General features: G+C 64.2%; 13 protein-coding genes. 5 read left to right on the top strand and 8 right to left on the bottom strand.

Annotated features, from left to right (window positions below; genetic code table 11):
• The first annotated feature begins 91 nt into the window (after positions 1-91).
• Positions 92-844: a helix-turn-helix transcriptional regulator gene (locus tag U1R88_RS22440; RefSeq protein ID WP_322433248.1), complete on the top strand. Its 753-nt coding sequence runs from the start codon at positions 92-94 to the stop codon at positions 842-844.
• 20 nt (positions 845-864) lie between these two features.
• Here the strand turns inward: U1R88_RS22440 and U1R88_RS22435 are convergent, their stop codons facing one another.
• From U1R88_RS22435 to U1R88_RS22425, 3 genes are all read right to left on the bottom strand, one after another.
• Positions 865-1,968 carry a polyamine ABC transporter substrate-binding protein gene (locus U1R88_RS22435; RefSeq protein WP_322433247.1) on the bottom strand — a complete coding sequence of 368 codons (1,104 nt, stop codon included), beginning with the start codon at positions 1,966-1,968 and terminating at the stop codon, positions 865-867.
• Between the two features lie 70 nt (positions 1,969-2,038).
• Positions 2,039-3,145 (bottom strand): agmatine deiminase, encoded by a 1,107-nt coding sequence (gene aguA, locus U1R88_RS22430; protein WP_322433246.1) that lies wholly within the window; start codon positions 3,143-3,145, stop codon positions 2,039-2,041.
• A gap of 137 nt (positions 3,146-3,282) precedes the next feature.
• Entirely contained in the window at positions 3,283-4,611 is a 1,329-nt protein-coding gene (locus tag U1R88_RS22425; protein ID WP_322433245.1) for a glycoside hydrolase family 15 protein, read from the bottom strand.
• A 244-nt stretch (positions 4,612-4,855) separates the two neighbouring features.
• Here U1R88_RS22425 and U1R88_RS22420 point away from each other — a divergent pair, with 244 nt between their 5' ends.
• On the top strand, positions 4,856-6,985 hold the full coding sequence (locus tag U1R88_RS22420; RefSeq protein ID WP_322433244.1) for a glycoside hydrolase family 3 N-terminal domain-containing protein: 2,130 nt from the start codon (positions 4,856-4,858) through the stop codon (positions 6,983-6,985).
• A 65-nt stretch (positions 6,986-7,050) separates the two neighbouring features.
• Here the strand turns inward: U1R88_RS22420 and U1R88_RS22415 are convergent, their stop codons facing one another.
• From U1R88_RS22415 to U1R88_RS22400, 4 genes are all read right to left on the bottom strand, one after another.
• Positions 7,051-7,824 carry an alpha-hydroxy-acid oxidizing protein gene (locus U1R88_RS22415; protein ID WP_322433243.1) on the bottom strand — a complete coding sequence of 258 codons (774 nt, stop codon included), beginning with the start codon at positions 7,822-7,824 and terminating at the stop codon, positions 7,051-7,053.
• A gap of 136 nt (positions 7,825-7,960) precedes the next feature.
• A complete protein-coding gene (locus U1R88_RS22410; RefSeq protein ID WP_322433242.1) occupies positions 7,961-8,404 on the bottom strand; it encodes an RES family NAD+ phosphorylase in 444 nt (147 codons plus the stop codon).
• 192 nt (positions 8,405-8,596) lie between these two features.
• Positions 8,597-10,054, bottom strand: coding sequence for an OpgC domain-containing protein (gene opgC, locus U1R88_RS22405; protein WP_322433296.1), 1,458 nt, complete (start codon positions 10,052-10,054; stop codon positions 8,597-8,599).
• On the bottom strand, positions 9,981-10,196 hold the full coding sequence (locus tag U1R88_RS22400; protein WP_322433298.1) for a hypothetical protein: 216 nt from the start codon (positions 10,194-10,196) through the stop codon (positions 9,981-9,983). The genes opgC and U1R88_RS22400 overlap by 74 nt, the downstream gene beginning before the upstream one ends.
• Before the next feature lie 310 nt (positions 10,197-10,506).
• Between U1R88_RS22400 and U1R88_RS22395 the strand changes: the two genes are divergently transcribed.
• Positions 10,507-11,586, top strand: coding sequence for an alpha/beta hydrolase-fold protein (locus tag U1R88_RS22395; protein ID WP_322433241.1), 1,080 nt, complete (start codon positions 10,507-10,509; stop codon positions 11,584-11,586).
• An 82-nt stretch (positions 11,587-11,668) separates the two neighbouring features.
• Here U1R88_RS22395 and U1R88_RS22390 read toward each other — a convergent pair whose 3' ends face one another.
• The gene (locus U1R88_RS22390) at positions 11,669-12,454 is read right to left on the bottom strand and encodes an SDR family NAD(P)-dependent oxidoreductase (protein WP_322433240.1); all 786 of its coding nucleotides are present in this window, start codon (positions 12,452-12,454) and stop codon (positions 11,669-11,671) included.
• 349 nt (positions 12,455-12,803) lie between these two features.
• On the opposite strand from U1R88_RS22390, the gene U1R88_RS22385 reads away from it, so the two are divergent.
• Positions 12,804-14,030 carry an efflux RND transporter periplasmic adaptor subunit gene (locus U1R88_RS22385; RefSeq protein WP_322433239.1) on the top strand — a complete coding sequence of 409 codons (1,227 nt, stop codon included), beginning with the start codon at positions 12,804-12,806 and terminating at the stop codon, positions 14,028-14,030.
• Position 14,031: 1 nt separating this feature from the next.
• Positions 14,032-17,223 (top strand): efflux RND transporter permease subunit, encoded by a 3,192-nt coding sequence (locus U1R88_RS22380; protein ID WP_322433238.1) that lies wholly within the window; start codon positions 14,032-14,034, stop codon positions 17,221-17,223.
• Positions 17,224-17,497 lie beyond the last annotated feature (274 nt).

Raw genomic sequence — 17,497 nt, 5'->3', positions numbered from 1 at the left:
GCAAAAGCTCCGATTTGAGCCTCCGGGACTTTATGCCATGTTGTCCGGAAGCGGCACCTGCCGCGCTCGAACCACAGGCGATGGCCGTGCCATGGAACCAGGGCTCCCTCTGTCCCGCTTTGCGCAGTGGAATCGCGGCCTCGCCGAGGCATTCGCCGCGACCTCCCCGGCGCAGTTGGCGGTTCGCTTCGCACCGGGCGCACGCAACCTCCTGGCGGCGGACAGCTGCCATGTCGGCCTCTATTTGCGGGAAGGCGCCTGCGTCACCATCGACGGCGACCGGCCCGATCGCTGGAACCGCCAATATGACAGGGGCCTCTTTCGCCAGGATCCCTTCTTCCAGAAATTCGCTGCCACGCGGCACGATTTCCTGCTGCCCCTGTCCAGCTTCGACAGCTTCCATTTCGAGAAGACGCCCTATTATCGGGACTTCTACCGGCCGTCGCAGACCATCGACGAGATCACCGGCGTGTTCAATCTTTCACCCGTCGCCGCGGGCTATGTGACCTTCTTCCGCCATCGGGGAAGCCCGGGCTTCATCCCTGCCGACCTCGTCCTGGCCGAAGGGGCCGGCGATACCATCCGGTTGGTGCTGGAACGGCTGTGGCGGCTATGGCAGGCGGGCGGCCGGACTGGCCGTATCGGCGGCGAGACCGGGCTGAGCGCCCGGGAACGGCAGATCCTTGACCTCTTGCTGGAAGGCGGCTGCGCCAAATCCATCGCCCGCAGGCTTGCCATATCGCCCGGCACCGTCCGCAACCACATCAAGAGCATCTATGCCAAGCTGGGTGTGCACTCCCAGGTCGAATTGCTTGCCGGCGGAGGCGACGGGCACTCGCTCTGAGGCGTCTTCTCACGACAGCTTCACTGCCCCGTCAGGATCCGCGTCCAAGCCCTGGTCTGGCGGCGCAGCACCGCCACGTCGGAATTGGTCACCACGAACAGCCGCTCCTTCACGTCGTCCGGCGGATAGATGCCGGGGTCCTTGGCAATCGCCTCGGTGAGTAATGGCCGCGCCTCCGGCACCGCATTGGCATAGGAAATGAAATTGGAATTGGCCGCCGCGATGTCCGGCCGAAGATTGAAGTCGATCCAGCGCATGGCATTGTCGGGATGCGGCGCATCCTTGGGCACGGCCATGGTGTCGAAATTCACCAGCGTGCCCTCCCGCGGAATGGCATAGGCCACCTCGACCGGCTTGGCCGCCGCCGCTCCGCGCGTCTTGGCCTGCAGGATATCGCCTGACCAGCCCAGCGCCAGGCAAATGTCGCCATTGGCCAAATCGTTGATGTAGCGCGAGGAATGGAAATAGCGGATGAAGGGCCGCACCTTCTTCAGCAGGGTCTCGGCCTTGGCGAGATCGTCCGGAGCGGTCGAATGCGGATCGAGCTTGAGATAGGCCAGCGCCATCGGAATCACCTCGGTCGGCGCATCGATCATGGCAACGCCGCAATCGGCGAAGCGCTGGACGATCGCCGGGTCGAAGATCATAGCGAAGGAATCGACGGGCGCATCCGGCAGGCGGCGCTTGATGGCCTCGACATTGTAACCGATGCCGTCGGTCACGCCCATGTAAGGCATGGCGTGCTGGTTGCCGGGGTCTGCCTTTGCAATCAGAGCCAGCACCTGAGGGTCGACCTTGGCGGCATTGGGCATGGCATCGCGCCGCAAGGGCTGCAGGGTCTCGGCCTTGATCTGGTTCCTGAGGAAGGGAAAGGCGGAGGGATATACCACGTCATAGCCGGAACGACCGGCCAGCAGTTTGGTCTCCAGCATCTCGTTGCCGTCGTAATTGTCGTAGACGACCTTGATGCCGGTCTCCTTCTGGAATTTCTCCACCGTGTCGGGCGCGATGTAGTCCGTCCAATTGTAGACGTTGACTACCTTCTCGTCCTCGGCCTGGACCGGCGCGAAGCCGATAATGGCAAGACCTGCAGCAAGGGCAATCGAACGAAGCAGTGAGCGCATGTGAACCTCCTTGGCAGCTTCCAGGGCACTTCCGATCGGATCGGAACAGAGATGGCCGGTTTGAAGCTCGCTAGCCGTGACGGCCGGCATAGACGGGCAGCGTGATGCAGGCGACATTGCCGCCGCCGAGCAGGATCTCGCGGGAATTCTCGATTCCGACGATGGCGTGGTCCGGGAAGAGCCCGGCCAGGACGGCCTTGGCGGGACGATCCAGGGCGCAGTCGAATTCGGGCACCACCACCACGCTGTTGCCGGGATAGTAGTTGACGTAGCTCGCCGCGATGCGGTTGCCCGCCGGCCGCGCCCAGCTCGTCTCGACCTGGTCCACGCCCTCGCTTTCCTCGGCCGTGGCCTCGATCGGCAGGGGATGGGGCAGCTTGTGCACTTTCAGCGCCCTGCCCCGGGCGTCGCGTGCCGAGCGCAGCACGTCCTCGGCCTCGCGCACGATCTCATATTGCGGGTCGTCTCTCTCGTCGGTCCAGCTCAGCACCACCTCGCCGGGGCGCACGAAGCAGCAGATGTCGTCGACATGGCCGTCGGTCTCGTCGAAGGCGAAGCCTCGGGGCAGCCAGACGATGGTGTCGATGCCGAGATAGTCGGCGAGTTGCCGCTCCACCGCCGCAAGGCCGAGATGGCCGTTGCGGTTTGCATTGAGCAGGCATTGCGCGGTGGTGATCAGCGTGCCCTGCCCGTCGCATTGCAGGCCGCCGCCCTCGGCGATCAGGCTGGAGCGATAGCGGTGCATTCCCTCCATTTCGAGGATCTTGTGGGCAAGCTGGTCGTCGAGGTCCCAGGGGAAATAGAGCCCGCCATTCAGCCCGCCATAGGCGTTGAAGCTCCAGTCGACGCCGCGCACCTCGCCCTGGTCGTTGACGACGAAATTAGGGCCGCTGTCGCGCAGCCAGGAATCGTTGCTCGACATTTCGACGAGCCGCACCGTGTCGGGCAGGCAGGCCCGGGCATGACGCCACTGCCGCGCCGAGACGATCACCGTGACCGGCTCGCTCGCAGCGATCGCGGCGGCGACACGGGCAAACAGCTTCTGTGCCGGCTTGGCCCCCAGCCGCCAGGTATCGGGCCGCTCGGGCCAGATCAGCCAGCAACCGGCTTTCGGCTCGAACTCGCCGGGCGCGCGGAAACCATCCTGCCGCGGCGTGGTGGTGAGCGTCTTCGACAAGGCCTTCCCCTCAGATCCGGTACCGCCTCAGCGGCTTGCCCGTCATCGTAGGAGCCTTGTCGGGGCCGACGCCATGTCCCATTTGGGATAGAGCGTCTTCCGGAGAAGTCGTCGAAATCGGGCTTGCGCCGGACGGCTCACCCCGCCTTTCGCCGCGCCTCCACCGCCGTGATGAAACCGGCATAGCTCCAGGCCAGATGCTTGGCGGAAGTATGCTCGCCGGTCACCCGGTCGAACTGCTCGGACATTTCCCCGTCATCGGGCGTGAAGGCGCGGATGGTCTCGAGATAGGCGTCCCCGCGCGCCTTCAGGCGATCGACAGCGGCAGGATCCGCCGCACGCAGGGCCGCCGCGCGCAGATAGCAGAATTCGGCCGCCGCCTGCGTCGAGAAGTAATAGGCCCCGCCGGAGTAATATTCGTCGCCCCGGTAGCGGCCGAGGGCGATGCCGCGTCCCTCCGGCCGGCCCCGGTTGATCGCATAGTCCTCTTCGAAGATCGCATCGAGGCGATCCAGCGTCGCTTCCATCCGGGTATCGTGGGGCGAATGCGTGGGCAGGGCACCGCCGGCATGGATCGCGGCGAGGATGACGGCGATGTCGAGGTCCTTCGGCGTCGGCTTGCCATCCTCGGTCAGGCGGGAGCGGTAGAAGCCCGCCTCGGGCTGCCAGAAATGATGGAGACGGCCCTGGATCTCGGCCGCATCCGCCCGGGCGCGCTGGGCGGTCGCGGCATCTCCCTGCGCCGCCAGCCAGGAGGCCCCCGCCTCCAGCGCCGCCGCCTCGATGCGCAGCGTATAGTAGTGATGCGCCTTTTCTTCCTCCCAGATGTCGTAGCTCGGCTCGCGCCAATGGGCGAGGACGAAGCGGATGTCCTCGTCCAGCAGGGTCGCGATGGCATCGTCATGCCTGACACCGAAGGATCGGCCCGAGGCCCAGCGCAGCACCGTCAGCACGCGGGCCGCGATACCGTCATATTGCGGGCGATTCCAGCGCGAGATGTCGAGGGATCCGTCCGGGTTGACCCGCGTTTCGCCGCGGACCACCACGCTGGCCAGATCCGCATCCTCGCGCACGAATTGCCGATAGTCCTCGGCGACCCTGGCCCGCCAATCCGGGTGCTCGACCCAATCGGCGCCCCTGAGGGCGTTGAGCGACAGGCTGAAATCGACGAAATCGCAGAAATGCGCCGCTGCCATGTCGCTGTCGAGCCAGCGGGGATCGATCTGCCGGAGGGCGTCGATCACCACGGCCGAGTCGCGGTACCAGTGAAAGAAATAGTCGGGATCCGGATCGTAGGAGGCCGGCACGGGCGACGCCACCACCGAGCCCCGTACTGGAGTTACGGTCTGGCCGAAGCCCGGCCGCTCCTTCACCGTGGCCGTGGCGGAGATGGCAAGCTGCATGTTCCGGACGGCAATGGGGTATTGCCGCTCGATCCAGCGATCCAGATCCGTGATCACGCTCATCTTCTCTCTCCGATTCCCAGAGCAAAACACGTTAGCGGGAAACGTCATTCTTGCTCTAACTCTTTGTTCCGACGTGTCTTTACGCTCTTGGCGATTCCGCCCAACCCCAGAACGTTCCGGTGATGCTACCCAAGGTGGGGGTTGAACAGAAGCGGCGAGGCGTTAAGCAGGAAAGAGAGGCTGATTTGCGCATCGGCCCCGCCGATCCGGCGATCGGCGAAAGTCTGCCGAACGAGGAGTTGTGATGAGCCGCATCGAGACCCTGCTGTCCAAGATGACGCTGCGAGAAAAACTCGGTCAGCTCAATATGGTTGCCTCGGGCTATGCGGTGACCGGTCCCCTGCTTGGCGGGGACTCGCCCGACGCCATCCGTTCCGGCGATATCGGCAATCTGCTCAACATGGTCGGCGTCGATCACGTCAACGAGGTCCAGCGCATCGCCGTGGAGGAATCGCGCCTCGGCATCCCGCTGCTGCTCGGCTTCGACGTCATCCATGGCCACAAGACGGCCTTCCCGGTGCCGCTGGCCGAAGCCGCCATGTTCGATCGCGCCGCCTGGGCCCGCACGGCGCGCATCGCGGCAGTCGAAGCCTGGAACGACGGCCTCGCCTTGACCTTTGCCCCGATGGTCGATGTCTCCAGGGACCTTCGCTGGGGCCGTATCGTCGAAAGCGCAGGCGAGGATTCCTGGCTCAACGCCGAGATGGCGATCGCCAAGGTCAAGGGATTCCAGGGCTCGGATCTCTCCGCCATCGGCTCGATCGCCGCCACCGCCAAGCATTTCTGTGCCTATGGCGCGCCGGTCGCCGGGCGCGAATATGCCTCGGTCGACATTTCGGACCGGGCTCTGCACGAGATCTATCTGCCGCCCTTCGAGGCGGCGGTGAAGGCGGGGGTGGCCGCGATCATGCCCGCCTTCAACAGCCTGGCCGGCATGCCGATGACGGCGCATGAGCCGTTGCTCAAGGGCTGGCTGCGCGACAAGCTCGGCTTCGACGGCGTCATCATCAGCGACTACAACGCGGTGGCCGAACTGTTGAACCACGGTGTCGCCGGCGACCTGGCCGAAGCCGCGGCCCTCTCCCTGCGGGCGGGCGTCGACATCGACATGGTCTCCAACGCCTATCGCAAGCATCTGCCGGAGGCGCTCTCGCGTGGCCTCATCACCATGGCGGAGATCGACGCCTGCGTAGGACGCGTCCTCGCCCTCAAGGAGCGGCTCGGCCTGTTCGACCAGCCCTATCGGCGCGGCACGGCACCCTTGGCCGCCATGGCCGGCAAGATCGACCATCACGAGGTCGCCCGCGACGCGGCACGCAAATCCTGCGTCCTGCTCACCAATTACGACGAGGCCCTGCCGCTCACGCGCACCGAGCGTATCGCCCTGATCGGCCCGCTCGCCGACGCCCAGGCCGACATGCGCGGCCCCTGGGGCGGCGCCTCGGTCGCCGAGGACAGCATCACCCTGCACACCAGCCTCGGCAAGGTCGCCACCGTCGTGGCGCAGGCCGAGGGCGTGAAGATCAGTTCGGACGACATGTCCGGCATCGCCACCGCGGTGGAAGCGGCACGCGTTGCCGACACCGTGGTGCTCTGCCTGGGCGAGACGGCACCGATGAGCGGGGAAGCCGCCAGCCGCGCCCATCCCGAATTGCCGGGCAAGCAACGCGAACTTGCCGAGGCGATCCTGGCGCTCGGCAAGAAGGTGGTCGTGGTGCTCTTCGCCGGCCGGCCGCTCACCTTGCCCTGGCTCTTCCACAAGGCTTCGGCCGTGCTGATGGCCTGGTGGCCCGGCGAACAAGCCGGCCCCGCCATCGGCGATCTCCTGATGGGAGAGGAATCGCCGTCCGGCCGCCTGCCGGTGAGCTGGCCGGATGCGGTCGGGCAGGCCCCCCTCTATTACGAACAATACCCGACGGGCCGCCCCTTCAACCCGAACGACCACTACACCTCCAAATATATCGACGCTCCCAATGCGCCGGCCTTTCCCTTCGGCCATGGCCTGACCTATGGCGCCTTCAGCCTGTCCGGCCTGAAGGTGAGCAAGACCGTGTTCGGCCCCGACGACACCATCGAGGTCAGCGCCACGGTTGTTAACACCGGCAAGCGGGCCGCCCAGGAGACCGTGTTCCTGTTCACGCATGACCTGGTGGCGAGCCTGTCCCGGCCGCTGCTGGAACTGCGGGGTTTTGCCAAGATCAGCCTCGATCCCGGCCAAAGCGGCACCATCACCATCGCTTTGGCGGCGAGGGACCTGGCTTTCCCCGGCCGGGACCTGCAGCCGGTGCTGGAAGCCGGCGATTTCGAGATCAAGCTGGGCTCGAGCGCCAGGCGCAGCCAGCTCCTGAACACCCGGGTGACGCTCAAGCTGTGAGAGCTGCGACGGCTTTGATGGGTACGCGGTGAATCGGGAAGAAGCGCTTGTTCTTCGGCGCTTCGTCAGGAACGCAAACGAATGTTCTGGCGTGTGAGCTGGGCGATGGATGTGCAGCCAATCAACTTCATGCCGCGTTCGATCTCGATCCGCATCAAGTCCAGGGCGCGCTCAACGGCGGGCTGCCCGCCGGCGGCAAGCGGGAAAAGGTAATAACGGCCCAGCCCGACGGCCTTCGCTCCCAGGGACAGAGCCTTGAGGACATGCGTCCCGCGCTGGATACCGCCATCCATCATGACGTCGATCCGGTCTCCCACCGCATCGACGATCTCAGCCAGCTGGTCGAAGGCGCTGCGCGAGCCGTCGAGCTGGCGGCCGCCATGATTGGAAAGCACGATCGCGCTGCAACCGATTTCGGCCGCGCGCCGTGCATCCTCGACCGACATGATGCCCTTCAGGCAGAACGGCCCATCCCAAAGCCGCACCATCTCCGCCACCTCGTGCCAAGACATGGAGGGGTCGAGCATCTCGGTGAAATAACGGCTGATCGACAAGGCCCCACCGTCGAGCTTGAGATGGAAGAGGCGCTGCAGCGCCGTCGGCGAACAATAGACCGGCATCGCCAGCTTCTGGCCCATCACCGTGACGGACATGTCGACTTCCGCCACACCGCGGAGCACGTTCGGCACCAGGTCGCAGGCCTCGAAGGCAGCGGTGTTGCGCCGACAGCTCACCTCGTCGTCAGCACCGCCATCGATATAGTCGAAGATCGGTCCCGGCAGGCGCTGCCTGGCCATGCAACGGAAATCGTGAAAATTGTAGCACTGCCCGAGGCGCATCTGGTTGCTCTATTGGTTCGGCCCGCGCGTACTCCAGGATAGGGTTCGCATCATTGCCCAGACGCCGCGGCGCAACCCACGACACGAAGCCGAGGACGACGGCGTGCGCCATCCGGTCGCTGGCATTCCATCGATCCTAGGCCGGCATGGAAGGCAGGCTGAGGCACTGCTCGAAACTGAAGGGACGCACCGTCAGCGGCGCGATCGAGCCCGCCCTGGGATGTCTCGGATTCATCAGGATGAGCCGGGCTTCCGGCAGGACGGCGGAGGGCACCGAGGCGAGCAAGGAGCGGTTTGAGGATAGCCATGCATCTCCCCTCGCCCGCTTCTCGACCGGATCTGGCGTGAAGGGAATGTCCTCCGGTTCTTCCTCGGTCTCCGTCCAGCCCAGCAGGTAGTCCTGGTCGATCCCTTCCAGATCCCGCGGCAAATAACGCAGGACGATGAGGACGGAGAGGGCCGCTTCCGAGGCGAAGTTGACGACGGGCCGGCCCGGCGACGTCCAACGGGCGCCATGGCGCTCCGCGCCGCTGCCGTCGAGAGCCAGGAAGGGGCGCCGCGCCAATCGCCATAGCCGCATGTCGGTCCCGCTTCTCTCATTGCCTGCAGTAGGTCGGCGCCGAGAGATAGTCCGGCCGCCGGCTTTTACAATGGAAAAGCGAGCGATCCTGCCGGCACGCCGATCTTCAGCCACCTCCTTCTCGGTGTCTATCTCGGCGTGCTGATGGGGCGCGGGCCATCCTGCCCTTGCTGGACTGAGGCGGGGGCTGGTTCAGCCCCGCACCATCACCGGGCCGCCAGCCGCCTTTTCGGCCTCGCTGAACTTGGCAGCGGCACACAGGAAGGCGATGCCGCCGCAGACGAGGGCGATCTGGATCCAAAGCGCGTCATGGCCCGTCATCAGCACCACCTGGCCGGCTCCGGCCAGCAGCGAGAGCAGGAAGAACACCAGCAGGCTGTGGCGACCGAGCATGATCAGCGGCTGCATCACCCGCAGCGACGCCAGCTTGGGCGAAATGCCCAGCCCGTAGATAAAGGCGGCCATGCCGAGGAAATGCAGGAGGCGACCAAGGCCGAGATTGGTCTTGTCGAGGTCGAGCCAGCCATAGACGGCCTCACGCACCCCGAAGGACAGGCCGAAGCCATTGGTGACGACGAAGGCACCCGCGAAGACAACCAGGCCGGCAAGGGCGAACAGGGGCTTGGAGATCGCGAGGCGGCCCTGCTGCAGCAACAGGCCGACGGCGATGCCGATCGCCATCATGAACTGCCAGGTGAAGGGATTGAAGAACCAGCCGCCGGCAACCGGCCAGGATGGCAGGTTCCAGCCGTAATAGCGGGCGAGGGCGTAAAGCAGCGCCGAGGCGGTCAACATCACGCCGATATGCAGCCGCGCCAGGTAGAACAGAGCAGGGACCAGGGCGATCAGGGCGATATAGAGCGGCAGGATGTTGAAATAGCCGATCTGATGGCCGAGCGAGAGCGTGCCGAGCAGGAAGGTGCCGGCATCCTGAACGTAGAGATCGCGGCCATGCATCGCCATCAGATCGGGCATCCGCCAATGCAACGCACCGGCCGCGAAGATGGCGATGCCGGCCAGCGTCATCAGCACATGCACGCCATAGAGCTTCACGGCCCGCTTGCCGAGTGCCAGGGAGACGTCGGCCTCCTTGCCGGCATTGAACTTGCGGCCATAGGCGAGTGCCATGGCGACGCCGGACATGAACACAAAGGCCTCGGCCGAATCGGACAGGCCGAAATTGCGCGAAGTGATCACCTCGAAAAGGTTGCCGGGCATGTGGTTGATGAAGATCGTGCACAACACGAAGCCGCGCCACATGTCGACGGAAACGGCGCGCTGATTGGGCTTAACCGCCGGGCTGGCTGCGACGGGCTTTGGAGGGTTCTGCCGGCGATCGGTGACATAGTCGATCAGCAGGCGCACCGCCTCGCAAGCGCCGAAGATCAGGATCGCCGTGAGGGCGAACAGAGCCAGCGCCGGAAGCTGGGCAGGGGCCAGCCACAGCGTATAGAAGGGCTGGATGAACAGGAACGTGACGACGGTGGCCGTCAGCAGGATGGCAAACAGGCCGATGCCGAAGCCGAACAGAACCTCTGCAAGTACAACGGCAGGCAAAAAGACAAAATATGAATAGCTATGCCAGCCCAGATAGGCCTGCAGAAAATAGCATGGCACGAACAAAAGCGCCGTGAGCAGATAGGGGCGCATCGAAAGTGACAGCTTTAAGAAGCTGAATTGATTTTCCATAATACGCGCCTTCCACTTCCATCACTGCTGTCGCCGCGGCGCGCTTGAATTGCCACGACGGGATGCCAGCATTTCGGCATCCTTCCTTCAGCACCTCGCTCAACTAAGTTCAGAAGCGATTCTTGGAGCCTGACGACATAGTGGCGGCCTCATCCTGTACGGGGGATGAACGAAGTTACGGCCAAAAAGTTGCATGCCCTGTTGCATCATCGCCACGCTGTTCGACAAAAAGACGCTCCTGCAACGCTACGGCCGGAAATTGTCGTTGTTTTCCAAATTTGTGACACAGCTTGCCGTCATAAGCGGCTGGTCAAACGGCCTCAGCGCGGCAACCATGCGATGGATGCGGGCAGCGATCGCCGGCTTTCGACGAATTCGCTTGTCGCACGGCACAATACGAGCTTGAAATGCGCATGGTCCGCACCGAACCCGCAGGAATTCCTACCGTTGCCCGCAGGGCCGTGGCGCTTTGTCTCGGCCTCCTCACCGGCTTGACCATGCTCGCCGGGGCCAGTGCAAGCACGCTCGAGGAAATGTCCTTTCCCAGCAAGGCCCTGGGCCGGCCCTTGACCGTGTCGGTCTATCGCCCGGACCTGCCTGCGCCGGAAACCGGCTGGCCGGTGCTCTATCTCCTGCATGGCCGCGACGCCAATAATCGCGACTGGTCGTCGCTTGCCACCATCAAGGTGACGCTCGACCGACTGATCAAGAGCGGGCGCATCAACCCGATGCTGGTAGTGATGCCCTCCGCCGGCAACAGCTGGTATGTCGATTCCGCCGATGTGAAGGGGCCGGGCAATTACGAAACCGCGCTCCTCAACGAGCTGCCGACCGCTTTCGAGAAGCGCTTCGCCCCCCATTGCACCCGCAAGTCCCGCGCCATCGCCGGCATTTCCATGGGTGGCTTCGGGGCGCTGCGCTTTGCCTTCAAGCGGCCGGACCGCTTTGTCGCGGTCGCCAGCCTGTCTGGCGCCCTGTGGCAGAACATTCCGACCTCCCAGGCCATGACGGCGTGGGCAGGCGCCAGCGGCAGCTATTTCAAGCGCATCGATCAGGCCACGGTGGTCGGCGGCCCCGATCTGCCGCCGGAGGGTGCCCATTTCGGCGGTGCCTTCGGTACGCCCTTCGACGCCCGGCGCTTCAATGACGCCAATGTGTTTACCCTGCTCGCCCGGCAGATCGAAGCCGGCAGCGAATTGCCGGCGATCTATCTCACCGTCGGCGACCATGACGGCCTCAATTTCTGGCGCGGCTCCATGGCCCTCTACGAGACGCTGATGGCCGACAGGATCAACATCGAATTCCGCGTCACCGACGGCGACCACACCTGGTCGCTGTGGCGCAAGACCATCGAGGATGCCCTCGAATTCGTGGATTCGAAATTCACGCCGGTGACCGCTCCACCCCTGGTGGCGGTGAGCCCCGCCATGCCGAGCGCCGCCAGCGGCGAGCCGGCGCCCAAGATGGCCGGCGGCGAGACCGTGGTGAAATAAACCGGTTCGGCTCTCCCCCGCTTCGCTTGCTCCAAGAGGCCGGCGCGCTGATCGGGACGACTTCAGTGCGCCTCGGAAAACCTCATTCCGGCAGCACGATGCCGAGCTTGGCCATCACGCCGCCGTCGATCTTGAAGTCGCTGCCGGTGATGAAGCGCGCCTTGTCGCCGGCCAGGAACGCGACGGCCTCGGCGATCTCCCAGGGCTGGCCGATGCGCCCGATCGGGTGGCCCTTGCCCCAGGCGGCAAGGGTGGCTTCCGCGGTCGAATCGCCCTTGTAGAGATCGGCGGCCCAGCGCAGCATCGGCGTATCGACGGAAGCCGGGCACACGCTGTTGACGGTGATGTTCTCGCCGGCATGGTCGAGCGCCATTGCCCGCACCAGCGCGTTGATGCCGCCCTTGCTGGCGGTATAGGCGGCAACCGAGGTCTGCGACGCGAAGGCCTGCACGGACGAGATCGCCACGATCGCACCGCCGCCGCGCTTGCGCATCTCGGGAATGGCGTATTTGGCCGCCAGATAGATGCCCTTCAGATTGACGTCGAGCACGTCGTCCCAGACCTCTTCCGGCGTCTCGACCACCGTGCCATAGCGCTGGATGCCGGCGCAGCATACCAGGATGTCGACGCCGCCGAAGGCGCTCGCCGCCTCGGCTGCGGCTGCCTGCATGTCTGCCGCCTTTCGCACATCGCCCACCAGGCCGCGCACCTGCGGGCCGAGGCTGGCAAGCGCAGTCTCGATGGAGACCTTGTCATTGGCCACGATCAGCACATCCGCGCCGCCTTGTACGAAGCGCGTGGCGCAGGCCAGCCCCATGCCAAGGCTGCCGCCGGTCACGATCACGGACTTGCCGGCAAAATCACTCATGACTTCCCCCTTGCGCCGACGGTCCTTGCCAGACCCGGCGCTTCACCTTTTCTTGCAGAGTTTCTGTAGAAAGATTCTGCCGCCCTGTCCCGTCTTTTGAAAGTCATGTCCAGGTCGGATGGCATCGGTGCTGTTGCAAAAATGTCCCATTTAGGGCAGGAGCGACGCTGGCTTGCCGGTTTGTGCCGCGGAAGCCATTGATCTGCCACAATGGAGCTTCCAAAAGGGCAGTTCATTCTACTAAATTGTTTTTGTTTTTTATTTTGATCCAGTTTGTCTCGTGGCGCCGCATCACTGCGATGGGGATGCCAAGCGCCGCAGCAGCTGGCATCTTGCGACAGGGCGCGTGATGATAGCAGCAATCCTACGGCGTTTTCTTCCCTCCAATTCCTACGCCCAGCCCCGCCCGCTACCAATGCTCGCCCTCGCGGCATTGCTCGGCTCGACCGCGATGGTGCCGGTTTTCGTCTCGCCGGCCGCCGCTCAGATGCCCAATGCCGGCCCTCCGGCCGTCGGCTTCATCGTCGCCGCCAAGATGCCGATCACCCAGACCCAGCAATTCATCGGCCGCATCGAGGCGATCAATCGGGTCAGCATCGTAGCCCGCGTCACCGCCCAGCTCGAGGAAACCCCGTTCACCGAAGGGCGCGAGGTCAAGAAGGGCGAAGTGCTCTTCCGGCTGGAACAGCCGCCCTACCAGGCCGCCCTCGACGTCAACAAGGCCCTGATCGCCCAGTATGAAGCGCAGCTTCGCAACGCGAAGCTGACGACCGAGCGTGCCCAGGCCCTGCTCAAGACGCCTGCCGGCCAGCAGTCGACGGTCGACACCGCAATCGCCTCGCAGCAGGCCCTCGAAGCCCAGATCCTGGGAGCGAATGCCCAGCTGCGCACCTCGCAGATCAATCTCGACTACACCACGATCACCTCGCCGATCGACGGCAAGATCGGGCGCTACGCCGTCACCACCGGCAACATTGTCGGGCCGACCTCGGGAACGCTCGCCACTATCGTCAGCCAGGATCCGATGTATGTCACCTTCCCGGTGCCGTCGCCGCAATTCCTGGAAATGTCGAAATATTACGGCAGCCGCGGCGGCTTTGCCGCCGTGCGCATCAAGCTGAAGCTGCCCGACGGCTCGACCTATGAGCAGGACGGCAAGCTCAACTATGTCGATCCGACCATCGCCAACGGCACCGACACGGTGACGCTACGCGGCGAAATCGCCAACCCCACCGTCTCCGGCGCCACGCCTGGCGAGATCAACCGCCGCCCGCTGATCGACGGTGAGTTCGTCACCGTGCTGCTGGAGGGCGTCGAGCCGATCCAGGTTCTGGGCATTCCGCGCGGTGCCGTGCTGACCGACCAGCAGGGCAGCTACGTCTATGTCGTCGGTCCCGACAACGCCGTCGAGCAGCGGCGCGTCCAGCTCGGCCAGACGACGCCGGCGACCGCCATGGTCTCGGCCGGTCTCAACGAAGGCGAGAAAGTGATCGTGGACGGCATCCAGAAGGTCCGTCCAGGCATCAAGGTCGCCCCCTCGCCGGTCCCCGCCTCCAACAATGGGGCGGCCAAGTAAGATGTTTTCATCCGTCTTCATCGACCGGCCGCGCCTTGCCGTCGTCATCGCCATCGTCATCACGCTGGCCGGCGCGCTGGCGATGGGCTTCCTGCCCGTCGCCCAATATCCCGACCTGGTGCCGCCTCAGGTCCAGGTCAGCGCCAGCTATCCGGGCGCCTCGGCTTCCGTGGTCGAGTCTTCCGTGGCCCAGCCACTGGAAGCCCAGATCATCGGCGTCGACAAGATGCTGTACATGCAGTCGAACAGCGGCAATGACGGCAGCTACGGCCTCACCGTCTCCTTCGCGCTCGGCTCCGATCCCGACATCGACACGGTGAACGTCAACAACCGCGTGCAGGCCGCGCTCGCCAAGCTGCCGGACACGGTGCGAACCCAGGGCGTGACAGTGCAGAAGCGCTCGTCGTCGATCCTGCAATTCGTGCTGTTCTCGTCGGACGATCCCAAGCTCGATCCGCTGTTCATCACCAACTACCTGGCGATCAACGTGCTCGACCGGCTGTCGCGCACGCCCGGCGTCGGCCAGGCCAGCTTGTTCAGCAAGCAGAACTATTCCATGCGGATCTGGTTCGATACCCAGCGCATGACCAATCTGGGCCTGCAGCCCTCCGATATTGCCACCGCGATCCAGTCCCAGAACGTACAGGCGCCGGTCGGGCGCATCGGCGCCCAGCCTGCGGCCGCAGACCAGCAATTGCAGCTCAACCTGCAGACCCAGGGTCGCCTGGCCACGCCGGAGCAATTCGGCAATATCGTGGTGCGCGCCAATCCCGATGGCTCCGTGCTGCGCGTGCGCGACGTCGCCCGCGTCGAAATGGGAGCCCAGAATCTCGACCAGACCTCTCGCCTGAATGGCAAGCCGGCCGTCGCCGTCGCCATCTATCTGTCGCCCGGCGCCAATGCCGTCGCGACATCCAAGGAAATTCAGAAGACCCTCGCGGAAGTTCAGAAGAATTTCCCCAAGGGGCTGTCCTCCACCATCGTCTATGACACCTCGACCTTCGTCTCCGACACCATCGGCGAGGTGATCCGGACGCTGATCGAGGCCTTCATCCTGGTGGTGATCGTCGTCTTCCTGTTCCTGGGCAGCCTGCGCGCCACCATCATTCCGGCCATTGCCGTGCCCGTCAGTCTGGTCGGCACCTTCGCCGTGATGCTGGCGCTCGGCTATTCGGCCAATACGGTGTCGCTGCTGGCCCTGGTGCTCGCCATCGGCATCGTCGTCGACGACGCCATCGTCGTGGTCGAGAACGTCGAACGCGTGATGGAGGAAGAGCCGGAGCTGTCGCCGGTCGCCGCCACGAAGAAGGCGATGAGCCAGATCACCGCGCCGATCATCGCCATCACCCTGGTGCTGCTGTCGGTGTTCGTGCCGATCGCCTTCATCCCGGGCCTGACGGGCGAGCTCTTCCGCCAGTTCGCCGTCACCATTTCAGCCGCCATGCTGATCTCGGCCCTCAACGCCCTGACGCTGTCGCCCGCTTTGTGCGCCGTCTTCCTGCGCCACAGCAAGAAGCGCGGCATCATGGCCTGGGTGATGCGGCGGATCGACAATGTCCGCGACGGCTACGCCGCCGTGGTGACGAGGCTGGTGCGTGTCTCCGTTCTCAGCGTGGTCGCCGTCGCGGCCTTTGCTGCCGGTACTTACTATCTCGCTGGAAAGACGCCGACCGGCTTCGTGCCGGAGGAAGACCAGGGCGCCTTCTTCATCGTCCTGCAATTGCCGGACGGCGCCTCGGTCAACCGAACCACCGCTGTGGTGGAACAGGTCGAAGGCATTCTCAAGCAGATGCCGCAGATCCAGGACAATTTGGCGATCGTCGGCTTCTCGTTCCTCGATGGCGGTGCCCAGTCGAACAGCGCCTTCATGGTGGCGCGCCTGAAGCCGTTCGAGGACCGCAAGAAGGCGGCAGACTCGGCCCAGACTTTGATCGGCAGGGTCTTCGGCGCGACGCAGTCGATCAACACCGCCCAGGTGCTCGCGCTCAACGTGCCGCCGATCATCGGCCTGTCCACCACGGGCGGCTTCCAGTACATGCTGGAGAATCTGGAAGGCGCCGAACCGGTCGCCATGGCCGGCGTCGCGCAGGGTCTGATCGCGGCCGCGAACCAGGATCCGAAATTGTCGCGCGTGTTCACCACCTTCAGCGCGAACAATCCCTCGATCTTCCTCGATATCGATCGCGACAAGGCCCAGGCCCTGGGCCTGCAGATGTCGGACGTATTCGCCACGCTGCAGGCGACACTGGGCTCGGCCTATATCAACGATTTCAACCTCTATGGCCGTACCTGGCAGGTCAATATCCAGGGCGAGATCGGCGATCGCAACGATACCGAGGCGTTGTGGAAGATCTATATCCGCAACAACAAGAACGAGATGGTGCCGCTGCGCTCCATCACCTCGATCTCGACCCAGCTCGGGCCGCAGACAATCGCGCGCTACAACAATTATCGCGCCGTGAGCGTCAACGGTTCGCCCAAGCCCGGCATCTCCTCGGGCGATGCCATGACGGCGATGGCCGATGTCTCGGCCAAGACCCTGCCACCTGGCTATGGCTTCGAGTGGACCGGCACCTCCTATCAGGAAAGCCAGGCCTCCGGCCAGACGGGCATCATCCTCGGCCTTGCCGTGCTGTTCGCCTTCCTCTTCCTGGTGGCGCTCTATGAGAGCTGGGTGATTCCCATTCCCGTGCTGCTCTCGGTAGTGGTGGCGGTGTTCACCTCCTTCCTCGGCATCCTGTTCGTTCCACAGTTCCTGGCGTGGGTCGGCTCGATGACGGGCATGCCCATCGCGACGCTCTCCCTCGACGTCTACGCCCAGATCGGTCTGGTGGTGCTGATTGCACTCGCCGCCAAGAACGGCATTCTGATCGTCGAGTTCGCCAAGGAACAGCGCGAAGCCGGCCTGCCGATCCGGGATGCCGCCATTCTCGGTGCCAAGATGCGGTTCCGAGCGGTGATGATGACGTCCATCGCCTTCATCCTCGGCCTGGTGCCGCTGGTGATCGCCACCGGCGCCGCCATGGTCAGCCGCCGCGCCGTGGGCACGGCCGTGTTCGGCGGCATGGTGGGCGCCTCCGTTCTCGGCATCTTCCTAATTCCGATGCTCTATGTCTTCTTCCAGGGCTTGCGCGAATGGGTGAAGCAGCGTTTCGGGGGCAAACCCCACGCAGGAGATACAGCCGCCCATTAGATTGGGCCTCCTTCCGTAACGCACAATTCCCCCGCCACGGCAACGTGGCGGGTTTTTCATGTGTGGGCTGGCAATGGAAAGAACTGAAATGGTAATTTGGTGGGCGCATTACCCTGCTGCAGACCCAATCTAATACTTTTGGTTTAATTAAATATTTTTAATGTGCGAAAAAGGATAATGCTCCAGGAATTATTATTGGAAGTTGGGTGTCAACTCGAAGCCACAATCTTGACCACCGCCTGAATCATTCTGTAAACGACCAAGGAGCCGCGAT

The sequence above is a fragment of the Labrys sedimenti genome, assembly GCF_034424805.1.
In the GTDB taxonomy this organism is placed as follows: domain Bacteria; phylum Pseudomonadota; class Alphaproteobacteria; order Rhizobiales; family Labraceae; genus Labrys; species Labrys sedimenti.
This window is presented reverse-complemented; position numbering and strand designations above follow the sequence as displayed.

Excerpts from the sequence above, each read along its gene's own strand:
- U1R88_RS22440 (WP_322433248.1), top strand. The coding sequence starts at position 92 with ATGGAACCAGGGCTCCCTCTGTCCCGCTTTGCGCAGTGGAATCGCGGC.
- U1R88_RS22435 (WP_322433247.1), bottom strand. The coding sequence starts at position 1,968 with ATGCGCTCACTGCTTCGTTCGATTGCCCTTGCTGCAGGTCTTGCCATT.
- U1R88_RS22425 (WP_322433245.1), bottom strand. The coding sequence starts at position 4,611 with ATGAGCGTGATCACGGATCTGGATCGCTGGATCGAGCGGCAATACCCC.
- U1R88_RS22420 (WP_322433244.1), top strand. The coding sequence starts at position 4,856 with ATGAGCCGCATCGAGACCCTGCTGTCCAAGATGACGCTGCGAGAAAAA.
- U1R88_RS22415 (WP_322433243.1), bottom strand. The coding sequence starts at position 7,824 with ATGCGCCTCGGGCAGTGCTACAATTTTCACGATTTCCGTTGCATGGCC.
- U1R88_RS22410 (WP_322433242.1), bottom strand. The coding sequence starts at position 8,404 with ATGCGGCTATGGCGATTGGCGCGGCGCCCCTTCCTGGCTCTCGACGGC.
- opgC (WP_322433296.1), bottom strand. The coding sequence starts at position 10,054 with ATGCGCCCCTATCTGCTCACGGCGCTTTTGTTCGTGCCATGCTATTTT.
- U1R88_RS22395 (WP_322433241.1), top strand. The coding sequence starts at position 10,507 with ATGGTCCGCACCGAACCCGCAGGAATTCCTACCGTTGCCCGCAGGGCC.
- U1R88_RS22390 (WP_322433240.1), bottom strand. The coding sequence starts at position 12,454 with ATGAGTGATTTTGCCGGCAAGTCCGTGATCGTGACCGGCGGCAGCCTT.
- U1R88_RS22385 (WP_322433239.1), top strand. The coding sequence starts at position 12,804 with ATGATAGCAGCAATCCTACGGCGTTTTCTTCCCTCCAATTCCTACGCC.
- U1R88_RS22380 (WP_322433238.1), top strand. The coding sequence starts at position 14,032 with ATGTTTTCATCCGTCTTCATCGACCGGCCGCGCCTTGCCGTCGTCATC.